This window comes from Occultella kanbiaonis (genome assembly GCF_009708215.1).
In the GTDB taxonomy this organism is placed as follows: domain Bacteria; phylum Actinomycetota; class Actinomycetes; order Actinomycetales; family Beutenbergiaceae; genus Occultella; species Occultella kanbiaonis.
This window is the reverse complement of the sequence record NZ_CP046175.1, coordinates 5,497,778-5,510,229: the sequence shown is the minus strand read 5'-3', so window position 1 is coordinate 5,510,229 and position 12,452 is coordinate 5,497,778. Positions and strand designations below refer to the sequence as shown.

Here is a 12,452-nt window from a genome sequence, read left to right as displayed (position 1 = left end):
GGTCAGGTGGGTGGCGCCGGGCCCGATGCCCTCACGTCCACGGTCGGACCCAATCACGTCGGGTCACCACAACCGATCTCAGGTTGCCCGACCCGACGCGAGGTCAGCGAGGTCGCTCCGGCAACCCCGCGAGCACCTCCGGGACCGGACCGAGGTGGACCAGGCCGAGCCGCGTCGTCGGCCGGGTCATCGCCACGTACAGCGCCCCGAGGCCGCGAGGACCGGAGGCGACGGCCTCCACGTCGATCACCAGGACGCCGTCGAACTCCAGGCCCTTGGCCTGCTCCGGGGTGAGCACCACCACGTCGGCCGTCAGCTCCGGGTCCGCGCCGAACGAGACGGTGGTCGCCTCGAGCGCGGCATCGAGCGCGCCGCCGAGCTCGCCGGTCCGGGCCGCGGGAGCGACGACGGCGAGGTGTCCGCCGTCGAGGGCGTCCAGTTCCGCTCGGGCGAGGCCGACGACGTCCGTGGTCACCGTGTCCGGCGTCGAGCGCACCCGCCAGGGGACCTCGCCGCCGGCGCGTGCCGCGACCGGGGCGGGCGCGTCCGGATCCAGTGCCCGCAGCACCGGGGCGGCCGCGTCCAGCACGGCCTGCGGCGTGCGGTAGCTGACGCTCAGGTCCACCCGCCGCCACCGGCGCCGGGGGTGCGCCGCCGCGAGCGTGTCCCAGGAGGTGGTGCCCGTCGCGGCGGAGGTCTGGTGGACATCGCCCACCACCGTCAGGGAGCCGGAGGGCACCCGGCGCAGCAGCATCCGCCACTGCATCGCGGACAGTTCCTGCGCCTCGTCGACGATCAGGTGCCCGTACGCCCAGGTCCGGTCCGCCGCGGCCCGCTCGGCCAGGGAACGGGAGTCCCGCTCGCGGAACCGGCCGGCCAGGTCCTCGGCGGAGACACCCTTCACGCCGGACGCGGCGAGCACCTGCTGGGCGTACCGCAGTTCCTCCCGGCGGCGGGCGCTCAGCCGTGCGTCGGTCACGGTGTCATCGACGCCGAGGAGCTCGGCGGCCTCGTCCAGGAGCGGCACGTCCGCCGCGCTCCACCCCGCCCCGCGCTCGCGGGCCAGGGCGCGCCGGTCCGCCTCGGTGAGGTCGGGTGCCAGCTCCGCGCGGTCGGCGATCTGCTCGAACAGGTCCTCGAGGAGGTCCTCCGGCGTGAGCGCCGGCCAGAGCCGGTCCACGACGGCGGCCACGGCGAGATCCTGTTCGAGCTCACGGCGCACATGGGTCACCTCGTGCTCACCGGCCGTGCCCGTGACCTCGGTGCCCGCGCCCTCGACGGCCGACGGCAGCCGGTCGGCCTGCTTCGCGATGGCGGCGTCGACGCTGCGCAGTTCCGCCTCGAACCCGCGCTCGGTGTCCTCGAGGAGCTGCCGGTCGCGGTCGAGCACGAGTTCGGTCAGGTGGGACCAGATCTCCTCGGCGAAGACCAGCCGGGCCAGGTTGTGGCCGAGGCCGGTGCGCCGGGCCTGCTCGGCCGCGCCGGCCAGGACCGGACCGGTCACCCGCAGCACGTCACCCGAGAAGGTGACGTCGACGCCGTCGGGCATCTCCTGCCGTGCCCGCACGGCAGAGGCGACCACACCGGCCATCGCGACGTGGCCCTTGACGACGGCCGAGCCCGGGTCCTCGGTGGCCGTCACGGTCGTGCTCGGCAGCACCGTGTTCGGTGTGGCGAGCACCACCTGGGTCTCCCCGAGCGAGGGCAGCACCTGCTCGATGTAGGCGAGGAAGACCGGGCTCGGGCCGACCACGAGGACGCCCTGCTCGGCGATCCGCGGGTAGGTGTAGAGCAGGTAGGCCGCCCGGTGCAACGCGACCGCGGTCTTGCCCGTGCCGGGCCCGCCCTGGACCACGAGGACACCGTCGGCATCGGCGCGGATGACCTCGTCCTGCTCGCCCTGGAGGGTGGCGACGATGTCCCCCATGCGACCGGTCCGGTGCGCGGTGAGGGCCTCCATCAGGGCGCCCTCGCCGACCAGGTCGCTGGCGGGGGCGTGGTCGAGGTCGAGGAGCTCGTCGTTCACACCGACGACGGTGCGGCCCGTCGTGCGGATGTGCCGGCGCCGCTGCACGTCCGTGCCGGACGCGGCCGTGGCCGTGTAGAAGTCGGAGGCGACGGGCGCGCGCCAGTCGACCAGCAACGGGTTCAGGTCCGCGTCCCGCAGTCCCATCCGGCCGATGTAGGTCACCGAACCGTCCCGGCGGTCCAGGCGCCCGAAGCACAGGCCGTGCTCGGCCCGGTCCAGGCCGGCGCGGCACTCACTCAGCCGGGCGGCGTGCGCGTCCCGGTCGACGAGGCCGCGCGGCCCGTCGGCGCCGGCCAGGTTGGTGGCGGTCAGCGCGGCCAGGGTCTCCTCCCGCAACTCCTCCACTCGGGCGTAGAGCCCATCCAGGTACTGCTGTTCGAGCCTGATCGCGTTGGACGGCACGGATCCCCTTCCGTTCTGTCGGGTGGACTCGTTGACCAACGACGGCGGCGGCGCGGTTGTTCCCGACGGCGGAAGTCGGGTCGGGCTGCTTGGGGGACCGATGAGTTCGGGCACCTGCCGGCGTCTGTCGCAGTTGAGCGAACCCGTTCACCTGCGCGTGGATCGCGATCCGAGTGCGGGAGGTACCAGCAGTGAGGACGCCCATCATGCCGAACATCACCCCGAATCTCTGGTTCGAGAGCCGGGCCGAGGAGGCGGCGGAGCTCTACACGTCGATCTTCCCGAACTCCTCGATCGGCCACGTGGAGCGGTACGGACCGGGGGCGCCGATGCCGGAGGGCACGGTGATGACGGTCGCCTTCAGTCTCGACGGCAAGCAGTTCGTGGGCCTGAACGGGGGACCCGCGTTCGCGTTCACCGAGGCGATCTCGTTCATCATCGAGTGCGCGGATCAGGCCGAGGTGGACCACTACTGGGGCGCACTCACGGCGGACGGTGGCCAGGAGAGCCAGTGCGCCTGGCTCAAGGACCGGTTCGGGGTCTCCTGGCAGGTGGTGCCGAGGCGACTGATGGAGCTGCTCGGCGACCCCGATCCCGAGCGGGCCGGGCGGGCCATGGAGGCCATGCTCCTGATGCGCAAGATCGACATCGCGGCGGTGGAGCGCGCCGCCGACGGCTGAGCGGGCGCTGACCGCCGGCGAACAGGGTCAGTCGCGGGCGTCGTAGTCACGTTGCGCCGAACTCACCTCGGGAACGGAGTCCTCGAGCACCTCGATGAGGCCGATGAGCCGGTCCGCGATTCGCTCGCCGAGCTCGGAGAGCCGGTACTCGACGTGCGGGGGCAACGTCGCCCTTGCCTCGCGGATGACGATCCCGTCGCGCTCGAGTGCCTGCAGGGTCTGGGCGAGCATCTTCTCGCTGACCCCGTCGATGCGACGCCGGAGCGCGTTGAACCGGATCGCGCCGTCGCGCAGGCCGGCCACGGTCAGCACGCCCCAGCGGCCGGTGACGGTCTCGAGCACGTGGCGGGAGGTGCAGCCGCGCTGGAACACGTCGGCGATGAGCTCCGCGGACGGTCCGGTGTCGGGCTGGGTGGACATGCCGGCAAGCGTAGTCGGGCGGCGCTGCGTTGGCACTGTGAGATACACCGCACTGTGGATTCCATTGCACTAACGAAAAGTTAGTGCAAGCATGGGCGAGCCCGATCGGACCGATGGCCCGCGGGCAGGCTCGGACCACGGCGAGCCGAGATCGAAGCGGGTCCGGATCGAAGCACGTCCGCACCACAGCCCGTCCAGATCACAGCCCGTCCAGATCACAGCCTTGTCCAGATCACAGCACGCCCAGATCGCCCCACCCATGTCCCAGGAGGATTTCCACATGATTGCTGTCACCGGAGCCACCGGCCACCTCGGCCGTCTTATCGTCGAGGCGCTGCTGGAGCGCGGCGTCGAGCCGTCCCAGGTCGTCGCCGCCGTTCGCACTCCCGCCAACGCCGGCGACCTCGCCGACCGTGGCGTCGCCGTTCGGGAGGCGGACTACGACCGGCCCGAGACCCTGGCGCCGGCGCTCGACGGTGTGGACGTGCTCGTGCTCGTCTCCGGCAGCGAGGTCGGCCAGCGGGTACGCCAGCACGGCGCCGTGATCGACGCCGCGACGGCGGCCGGTGTCCGGCATCTCCTGTACACGAGCATCCTGCACGCGGACACGACGCCGGTGCTGCTCGCTCCCGAGCACAAGGCGACCGAGGAGCTGATCGCCGCCGCCGGCATCCCCGCCACGTTCCTGCGCAACGGCTGGTACACCGAGAACTACGTGGCCAACCTCGACCAGGCACGCGAGAGCGGCGAGATCCTCGGCAGTGTCGGCGACGGCCGGGTCGCGTCGGCGACCCGCGCGGACTTCGCCGAGGCGGCCGCGGTGGCGGCGATCAACGCCGCGGCGAACCCCGCGCAGGCGGGCGTGTACGAGCTCAGCGGCGACGAGGCGTGGGACTACGCGACCCTCGCCGACGCCGTCGGGCAGGTCATCGGGCGCCCGGTCGGCTACCGGAACGTCACGTCCGCCGAGCACGAGGCGATCCTGACCGGCGCCGGCCTGGACGCCGGCACCGCCTCCTTCGTGGCCGGTCTCGACGCGAACATCCGCGACGGCCTGCTCGCCGAGACGAGCGGCGACCTCGCCCGGCTCATCGGCCGCCCGACCACGCCGCTGCTGGACGGCCTGACCGCCGCCGTCGAGCCGTCCAAGGTCTGACGGGCGCGTCCGCGGCCGGGTTCAGTGACGCTGGGCCCGGCCGTCACGTCTCGCCGCGGGCGCGGAGGGCCGGCCCGATCCGTTCAGAGGGCCGGGCGGAACGCTCGCTGGTAGAGCGTGCGCATCTCGTCGGCGAGCTCGGGGGCGGGGCCGTCCGTCTGAGCGGTCGGGACCACGGCGGTGACCGGAAGCGTCGCGACGGGTCCGGGCGCGACACCCCACTCGGCGAGCCAGCCCGCGAGCTGGGCGGAGGAAGCGGCGTAGACGATCCTGCCGAGCCCCACCCAGCCGTGGGCTGCGGCGCACATCGGGCAGTGCTCACCGGAGGTGTAGACGACGGCGGTGCGGCGCGCCTCGGGCGCGAGGTTCGCCGCCGCCCAGCGGGCGATCTCGAACTCGGGGTGGCGGGTGTGGTCGCCGCCGGCGACATGGTTGTGATCGGCGAACAGCTCGGTGCCGCGGCGGTCCACCAGGATGGAGCCGAACGGCTCGTCGCCGCCGTCGAGGGCCTCGGTCGCCAGGCTCACGCACCGGCGCAGTCGTGTCAGATCGTCGGTGGAGATCATGCGCACCACCCTGACACACACGGCCGGCGGCACGGAGGAGTCAGGCCGGCTCGGCGATGCCTCTCGAGTAGGCCCAGACCACCAGCTGCACCCGGTCCCGGGAGTCCGTCTTCGTCATGATCCGGGACAGGTGCGTCTTCACCGTGCTCGCCTCCAGGTGCAGCGCGGCAGCGATCTCGGCGTTCGACGAGCCGCGGCAGAGGAGTCCGAGGATGTCGTGCTCGCGTGCCGTCAGGAGTCGGGCGGCCGCGACGTCGCGCGGGGTCGCGGCCCGGCGCGTGGCGAACTCCCGCAGCACCCGCCTGGTCAGGCTCTGGTCCACCAGCCCCTCGCCGGAGGCCACCCGCCGGACCGCGTCGACCAGGACGTCCGGGTCCGCGTCCTTGAGCAGGAACCCGCTCGCGCCGGCCTCGAGGGCGCCGAACACGTAGTCGTCCAGGTCGAACGTGGTCACCACCAGCACCGGGATCGGGTCGGCGACGTCCGGCCCGGCGAGCGCGCGGGTGGCGGTGATCCCGTCGCCGCCGGGCATCCGCACGTCCATGCAGACCACGTCGGGGCGCAGCTCCCGAGCGATCCGCACACCCTCGACGCCGCCGGCCGCCTGCCCGACCACCTCGATGCCCTCCGAGCGCAGGATCACCTCGAATCCAGCCCGCACCACGGCCTGGTCGTCGACGAGCACCACTGTGGTCATGAGGTTCCTCCCGGTCGGGGGATGGTCAGCCGGATCTGCCAGGCGCCGCCGGCAACGTGGCCCGCGGTGAGCTCGCCGTGGAGCATCTGGGCGCGTTCGCGCATCCCGACCAGGCCGTGCCCGGATGAGCCGGGCGCGCCGGTGGTGCCGTCGCTGCCGGGCCGCCCGGGCGCGGGGTTGCGGACCGTCAACACGCAGGCCGACGGCGTGTACTCGCGGTGGATGTCGATGCTGCGGCCGGGCGCGTGGCGCCGTGCGTTCGAGAGCGCCTCCTGCAGCACGCGGTACAGGGTGAGTTCCGCCGTCGGCCCCAGGTCCCACGGCTCGCCGTCGACCCGGTCGGTGACCCGGGCGCCCGCGGTGCGGGCGTCGTCGATCAGGGTGTCGAGGTCGGCCAGGCCGGGTTGCGGGGTCTGCTCGGCGCCGTCGGCGCCGCGGAGCAGGCCGACGACGAGGCGGAGGTTGTCGAGGGTCAGGCGGCCCTGGGTCCGGATCCACCGCATGGACTCACGGGCCCGGTCCGGATCGGCCGCGATCAGACGCTCCGCGGCGGCCGCCTGGACCACGATCCCGGAGAGGTGGTGGGCCGCCACGTCGTGCAGCTCACGTGCGATCCTGGACCGCTCGGCGGCCACCGCCCGCTCGGCCCGGCTCTGCTGCTCGGCCGCCGCCGCGTCCACCTGCGCCCGCAATGACGCGAGCAGCTGCCGGCGGGTGCCGACGTACACCCCGATGAAGCACGCGATCGCGTACACGGCGACCGCCGACGCGAGCGAGGCCAACAGGTTGACGGCAGGTCCGCCGTCGGGAATCGGGTCCGGCCCGCCGAGCGCGACGGTGAGCAGCGCCTCGGCAACGGCGCCGACCCCGATGGCGACCGCGGCGACCCGTCGAGGTGCGTACGCGCCGACCGCGTACGCAGCCACCAGCGTTGCGAGCCCGCGGATCGAGACGAGGTCCGGTAGCAGCGGGGTCATCAGGATCTGGGCGAGGACGGCGAGCGCGAAGCACAGCACCGGCGCCCGGCGGCGCAGGATCAGTGCGGCGGACTGGGCCACCAGGAGCGCGTACACGCCCGCTCTGGCCGGCCCGGTGATGGCCGCGACGTCCAGGCCGAGCTCTGCGGCCGTTCCGCCGGCGAGGAGGACCTCGAGTCCGGCGAACCCGATGACGTTCAGCGCCGCGACCACGCCGGCCACGACCACGTCGCGGCCGGTGGCGGTGCGCGGGCGCAGGGAGAGGAGGCGGGCGCGCAGCGTGTTGGTCACCTCAGCCCCCTCGTCGATCCGATCGGCTCAGCGTAGTGAGGTCCGGTGCCTCGGCTCACGCGAGGTCGCGGCGCCGGAAGCTCTGCAGCCCACCGAAGCCGAGCACGAGCACCCACGCGGCCAAGGCCGCGAGCCCGCCGAGGGCCCCGAGGCTCGCCGGTCCGGCGAGCACGCCCGCGCCCGGGCCGACCGAGGCGAGTGAGCCGAGCCCGAGCGGCAGCCAGTCCGTGATGGCGGCGCCGCCACCGCCGATGAAGCTGACGATGCCGCGCAGGATCGGCTCGGCGATGATCAGGGCGCCGACCGTGATCAGGGTGGCGACCTGTCCGCGGATGAGGGTGCCGATCGCCTGACCGAGCCATGTGAACAGGACCAGGACGGCCAGGCCGCGGCCCCAGATGCCGAGCACCTCGCCCGGCGCGAGGGCCAGGTCCGCACCCGGGGTGATGGTGATGGCGACGAACAGTCCGAGCGCGGTCAGGACGATCAGCCCGACCCCGATGATGACGGCTGTGGTGGCGCCGGCGGCGGCCTTCGCGGCGAGGATCCGGGGCCGGGACGGGGTGATCAGGGCGGTCGGCACGATGCCGCCGGTGCGCAGGTCGGTGGTGGCGATGAGGGCGCCGAGGACGAGCATGGCCATCACGGTGAGGCCGACGTTCGAGCTGCCCGGCCCGAGTGCGAGCAGGTCGAGGATCGAGCGTTGCAGGGTCGGGCTGCCGAGGTCCGTGAGCGCGGAGAGGTCCGGGATCAGCTCGGCCGCGACGTCGGGCGGGAGGTCGCTCGACCCGGTCCCCAGGGACTCGACCAGGCGCGGCAGCGAGACGGTGAGGGCCTGCACGGCGATCATCCCGATCCACGCGACCGCGGCGACGATCCAGGCGGCCCTGGTGGTGCGGAGCTTGAGCAGTTCGGAGCGGAACATCAGAACATCCCTTCGGAGGCGGCGGTCAGGTCGAGGTAGGCATGCTCGAGGGTGTCGCCGGCCATCACGTCGGCGAGCGGGCCATCGGCGAGGACGCGGCCCTCGCCGATGACCACGAGGTCGTCGGCCACCTGGGCGACCTCGGCGAGCACGTGAGAGGCAAGCAGGACGGTGCCCCCGCCGTCGGCGAAGGAGCGCAGCATGCCGCGCAACCAGGCCATGCCCGCCGGGTCGAGCCCGTTCGCGGGCTCGTCTAGGACGAGGATCCGGGGCTCGCCGAGCAGCGCAGCCGCCAGGCCGATCCGCTGGCGCATACCGAGCGAGTAGGTGCCGACGCGTCGGTCCGCGGCGCGGGTCATGCCGACCTTCTCCAGGGCGACGGCGACAGCCGCCTCGGGCAGGTGGGCGGCGGCTGCGAGGACGCGCAGGTGGTCGCGGCCGCTGCGGCCGCGGTGCAGGCCGCCCTGGTCGAGCAGGGCGCCGACGACGCGGGCCGGGTGGTCGAGGTCGGAGTAGGCGCTGCCCGCGATGGCGGCCGTGCCCGAGGTGGCCCGGGCGAGCCCGAGCAGGATGTGGACGCTCGTGGACTTGCCGGCGCCGTTCGGGCCGAGGAGGCCGACGACGCGACCCTCCGCGGCCGTGAAGCTGACGCCGCGCAGGGCTTCGACGGGGCCGTACGACTTGTGGAGATCGGTGATCTCGATCGCGTGCATGGGGGTCCTCCGGCGGTGGTGTGGTTGATGCCTCCAGCCTGTCCGGGCCGGCGTGCGGAATCGTCTGGCGCAGGGGGGAACCTGGGCGCCAACCTTTGGGGGACGGACGGCCGCAACCGCTGACCACTATGTGGACGTGGGCAGTCCGTCTCGGTCGCTCCGAGGGCCGGGTGTCAGGATGGACACAACCCACCGAGCAAGGAGTTCACGATGTCGCTGCTCTTCGACGACGACCCGAAGTTCACCGCCTACGCCAACCCGGAGCGGCTGGTGAGCACGCAGTGGCTCGCGGATCACCTCGGTGACGAGGGCCTCGCCGTCGTCGAGAGCGACGAGGACGTGCTGCTCTACGAGACCGGGCACATCCCGGGCGCCGTGAAGGTGGACTGGCACCTCGACCTGAACGACGCGGTCACCCGTGACTACGTGGACGGCGCGGGGTTCGCCAAGCTCCTCGGTGGCAAGGGCATCACGCGGGACACCACCGTGGTCATCTACGGGGACAAGAACAACTGGTGGGCCGCCTACGCGCTGTGGGTGTTCGCGCTGTTCGGCCACCCGGACGTGCGCCTGCTCGACGGCGGCCGGGCCAAGTGGGTGGCCGAGGGGCGCGAGTTCACCACGGACGTGCCGAGCCCGGCGCCGGTCGACTACCCGGTCGTCGAGCGCGAGGACGACGGCGTGCGCGCCTTCAAGGAGGACGTGCTCGGCTTCCTCGGTGGGCAGCTCGTGGACGTCCGGTCGCTGCCGGAGTACACCGGCGAGCGCACCCACATGCCCGACTACCCGGACGAGGGCACCGTGCGCGGCGGCCACATCCCCGGTGCGCAGTCGGTGCCGTGGGCCAGGGCGGCGAACGAGGACGGCACGTTCCGCTCCCGCGCCGACCTGGACGCGATCTACCGTCAGGAGAAGGGCCTCACCCCATCGGAGCCCGTGATCGCCTACTGCCGCATCGGCGAGCGTTCCGCGCACTCGTGGTTCGTGCTGCAGCACCTGCTGGGCTTCCCGAACGTCCGCAACTACGACGGTTCCTGGACCGAGTGGGGCAACTCGGTGCGGGTGCCGATCGCCCGTGGCGCGGAGCCCGGGGACGTTCCCGCTCCATGACAGACTTGGCTGCATGACCGACACGTCCGACCTGACGGCTGCCCTGAGGGGCATCGTCGACGACTTCAATGCGCTCACGACGGCGGACCGGTTGCAGCTGCTGCTCGAGTTCTCGACCGGTCTGCCGGAACTGCCGGAGCGGTACGCCGCGCACCCCGAGCTCCTCGAGGGTGTGCCGGAGTGCCAGTCCCCGATCTTCCTGGTCGTCGAGGTGGACGGCAGCGGCCCGGACGCTCCGGTGCACCTGTTCTTCTCGGCGCCGGCCGAGGCGCCGACCACCCGCGGTTTCGCGGGCATCCTGTACGAGGGCCTGAACGGGCTCACCGCCGCAGACGTCCAGGCCGTGCCGAACGACATCTCCGACCGGCTCGGCCTCGCCGAGGCCGTCAGCCCGCTGCGGCTGCGTGGGATGGCCGGGATGCTCGGCCGCATCAAGCGGCAGGTGCGGGAGAAGTCCGGGATCTGAGCGGGCCGTCGTGAGGGCTCGAACTCGTCAGCCCGGTTCGCCGACCCGGGCCAGGACCGTGCGGGCCTGACGCAGAACCGGCTCGTCGATCATCTGACCCTTGTGCCGGAACACTCCCGGCTGGTCGCTCGCGGCCGCAAGGACTTCCCTTGCCCACGCGACCTGACCCGGGCCGGGGCGATACGCCGCGCGGATCGTCTCGACCTGCCCGGGATGGATGCAGGCGGTCGCGCTGAAGCCGCTCGCGTTGGCGTCCGCGGCCTCGGCCGCGAGCCCGTCGAGATCGGCGATGTCCAGATGCACGGCGTCGATCGCAGCCTTGCCGTGCGCGCCCGCGGCAAGTAGCACCGCCGAACGGGCCGCCCGTGCGACGTCCCGGTAGCCGCCGTCGCCGGCTCGACTCGACGTACCGCCCAAGGACGCCAGCAGATCCTCGGCGCCCCACATCAGGGCGCGCACCGCCGGAACGGCCGCGATCTCGGGCGCCGCCAGCACACCGAGTGCGGTCTCGCACAGGGCGACCACCTCGAAGCCGCCGAGCCGGGCGACCTGCGCCGGCGACTCCGCCTTGGCCAGCATGACCGTGCGGTAGTCGGTGCCGACGACCGCCTCGAGGTCGGCCTCGAACTCCGGGCCGCCGACGGCGTTGACCCTCACGATCGTGCGGGTCGGGTCGAGCGGGTGCGCGCGCAGTGCGTCCCGGGCCTGCGCCTTGCGCTCCGGGGCGACGGCGTCCTCCAGGTCCAGGATGACGGCGTCCGCCCGCTCGGCCGCCTTGGCGAATCGGTCCGGCCGGTCGGCCGGGCAGAACAGCAGCGCCGGCCCCCAGGCGATGCCGGTCCCGCTCTCGGGGACTGTCGGGCTCACTGCGGGGCCTCGCCGATCGCGTCCTCGCACCACACCAGCGTGGACCTGACGGCGGTGGCGACGATGGTGCCGTCCTGGTTCCGGCCGGTGTGCTCAAGGGTCACGATGCCCTGGCCCGGGCGCGAGGACGAGAGCCGCTTGCTGCGCACCCGCGTCTCCGAGTAGAGGGTGTCGCCGTGGTAGAGCGGATGGGGGAACGTGACCGCCTCGAACCCGAGGTTGGCCACGATCGTGCCCTGGGTCAGTTGGGCGACCGACGATCCCACCAGGGTGGCCAGCGTGAACATCGAGTTCACCAGGCGCTGTCCGAACGGCTGGCCCGCGGACCAGGCGGCGTCGAGGTGCAGCGACTGCGTGTTCATGGTGAGGGTCGTGAACAGCACGTTGTCCGCCTCGGTGACGGTGCGCCCCGGGCGGTGCTGGTAGAGCACGCCCGTGTCGAACTCCTCGTAGTACAGGCCCCGCTGCACCACGACGGCGCGCGGCTCGGTCGGGTCGCTCATGTCGAGGTCGACCTCCGCGGAGCCGGGTCGGCGAGGTCGTCCGATCCGGCGCGGCTGCCCAGGAGGCGCCAGGTGCCGGGCAGCAGGAGGGCGACCGCGGCCGCCTTGAGCGCGTCGCCGACGAGGAACGGGAGCACTCCCAGGGCGATCGCCTCGGGCAGGCCGACCCCCAGCGCGACCATGAGCCACGGGACCCCGAACAGGTAGATCACCGCGCCCGCCGCCGCGTACATGGCGGCCGCACGCCACACGGAGCGGTCCGCGCCGCGGGCGGCCAGCCAGCCCGCGAGGGCGGCGGCCGGCAGGTAGCCGAGCGCGTAGCCGAAGGAGGCTGCCTCCCATCCGGAGCCCCAGCCGGCGAACACCGGCGCGCCGATGATCCCGGCAGCCAGGAACAGGCCGAGGCTGAGCGTGGCGCGGACCGGTCCCAGCGCGGCCCCGACGGCGAGCGCGGCGAACGTCCCGAGCGTCAGTGGGACCGGGGTGAACGGCAGCGGCACGGAGATCTGGCCGACCAGCGCGACGGTGGCGGCGCCGCCGACGACGAGGGCAGCGTCACGCAGGCGGGTCGCGGGGAGCAGATCGCCCAGCACGGGCGGACTGAGGGTCATCGACATTCGGTTTCTCCGTTCGGGGGCGATACGCGTTGA

General features: G+C 73.1%; 14 protein-coding genes. 4 read left to right on the top strand and 10 right to left on the bottom strand.

Annotated elements, in window-relative coordinates:
• Window positions 1-103 precede the first annotated feature (103 nt).
• Complete coding sequence (locus tag GKS42_RS25285; RefSeq protein ID WP_210769269.1) at window positions 104-2,431, bottom strand: HelD family protein; 2,328 nt, start codon at window positions 2,429-2,431, stop codon at window positions 104-106.
• A 206-nt stretch (window positions 2,432-2,637) separates the two neighbouring features.
• On the opposite strand from GKS42_RS25285, the gene GKS42_RS25280 reads away from it, so the two are divergent.
• Window positions 2,638-3,111 carry a VOC family protein gene (locus tag GKS42_RS25280; protein WP_154796349.1) on the top strand — a complete coding sequence of 158 codons (474 nt, stop codon included), beginning with the start codon at window positions 2,638-2,640 and terminating at the stop codon, window positions 3,109-3,111.
• 27 nt (window positions 3,112-3,138) lie between these two features.
• Here the strand turns inward: GKS42_RS25280 and GKS42_RS25275 are convergent, their stop codons facing one another.
• Window positions 3,139-3,531 carry a winged helix-turn-helix transcriptional regulator gene (locus GKS42_RS25275; protein WP_154796348.1) on the bottom strand — a complete coding sequence of 131 codons (393 nt, stop codon included), beginning with the start codon at window positions 3,529-3,531 and terminating at the stop codon, window positions 3,139-3,141.
• Between the two features lie 280 nt (window positions 3,532-3,811).
• On the opposite strand from GKS42_RS25275, the gene GKS42_RS25270 reads away from it, so the two are divergent.
• A complete protein-coding gene (locus tag GKS42_RS25270) occupies window positions 3,812-4,687 on the top strand; it encodes an SDR family oxidoreductase (protein ID WP_154796347.1) in 876 nt (291 codons plus the stop codon).
• Window positions 4,688-4,770: 83 nt separating this feature from the next.
• Here the strand turns inward: GKS42_RS25270 and GKS42_RS25265 are convergent, their stop codons facing one another.
• Genes GKS42_RS25265 through GKS42_RS25245 form a run of 5 tightly spaced genes read right to left on the bottom strand, consistent with a single transcriptional unit; the run spans window position 4,771 to window position 8,856 of the window.
• Window positions 4,771-5,253, bottom strand: coding sequence for a nucleoside deaminase (locus tag GKS42_RS25265; RefSeq protein ID WP_154796346.1), 483 nt, complete (start codon window positions 5,251-5,253; stop codon window positions 4,771-4,773).
• A gap of 40 nt (window positions 5,254-5,293) precedes the next feature.
• Entirely contained in the window at window positions 5,294-5,950 is a 657-nt protein-coding gene (locus GKS42_RS25260) for a response regulator transcription factor (protein ID WP_154796345.1), read from the bottom strand.
• The gene (locus tag GKS42_RS25255; protein WP_154796344.1) at window positions 5,947-7,218 is read right to left on the bottom strand and encodes a sensor histidine kinase; all 1,272 of its coding nucleotides are present in this window, start codon (window positions 7,216-7,218) and stop codon (window positions 5,947-5,949) included. Before GKS42_RS25255 ends, GKS42_RS25260 begins: the two co-directional genes overlap by 4 nt.
• A gap of 55 nt (window positions 7,219-7,273) precedes the next feature.
• A complete protein-coding gene (locus GKS42_RS25250) occupies window positions 7,274-8,143 on the bottom strand; it encodes a hypothetical protein (RefSeq protein ID WP_154796343.1) in 870 nt (289 codons plus the stop codon).
• Complete coding sequence (locus GKS42_RS25245) at window positions 8,143-8,856, bottom strand: ABC transporter ATP-binding protein (protein WP_154796342.1); 714 nt, start codon at window positions 8,854-8,856, stop codon at window positions 8,143-8,145. Before GKS42_RS25245 ends, GKS42_RS25250 begins: the two co-directional genes overlap by 1 nt.
• A gap of 210 nt (window positions 8,857-9,066) precedes the next feature.
• Here GKS42_RS25245 and GKS42_RS25240 point away from each other — a divergent pair, with 210 nt between their 5' ends.
• Both GKS42_RS25240 and GKS42_RS25235 read left to right on the top strand, forming a co-directional pair.
• Window positions 9,067-9,966, top strand: coding sequence for a sulfurtransferase (locus tag GKS42_RS25240; RefSeq protein WP_154796341.1), 900 nt, complete (start codon window positions 9,067-9,069; stop codon window positions 9,964-9,966).
• A 13-nt stretch (window positions 9,967-9,979) separates the two neighbouring features.
• Window positions 9,980-10,432, top strand: coding sequence for a SufE family protein (locus GKS42_RS25235; RefSeq protein WP_154796340.1), 453 nt, complete (start codon window positions 9,980-9,982; stop codon window positions 10,430-10,432).
• Between the two features lie 27 nt (window positions 10,433-10,459).
• Here GKS42_RS25235 and GKS42_RS25230 read toward each other — a convergent pair whose 3' ends face one another.
• The 3 genes from GKS42_RS25230 to GKS42_RS25220 are packed head-to-tail and all read right to left on the bottom strand — an operon-like array spanning window position 10,460 to window position 12,419.
• Window positions 10,460-11,299: an HpcH/HpaI aldolase/citrate lyase family protein gene (locus GKS42_RS25230; RefSeq protein ID WP_232847842.1), complete on the bottom strand. Its 840-nt coding sequence runs from the start codon at window positions 11,297-11,299 to the stop codon at window positions 10,460-10,462.
• Entirely contained in the window at window positions 11,296-11,802 is a 507-nt protein-coding gene (locus GKS42_RS25225; RefSeq protein ID WP_154796339.1) for a MaoC family dehydratase, read from the bottom strand. The genes GKS42_RS25230 and GKS42_RS25225 overlap by 4 nt, the downstream gene beginning before the upstream one ends.
• Complete coding sequence (locus GKS42_RS25220; RefSeq protein ID WP_154796338.1) at window positions 11,799-12,419, bottom strand: biotin transporter BioY; 621 nt, start codon at window positions 12,417-12,419, stop codon at window positions 11,799-11,801. The genes GKS42_RS25225 and GKS42_RS25220 overlap by 4 nt, the downstream gene beginning before the upstream one ends.
• Window positions 12,420-12,452 lie beyond the last annotated feature (33 nt).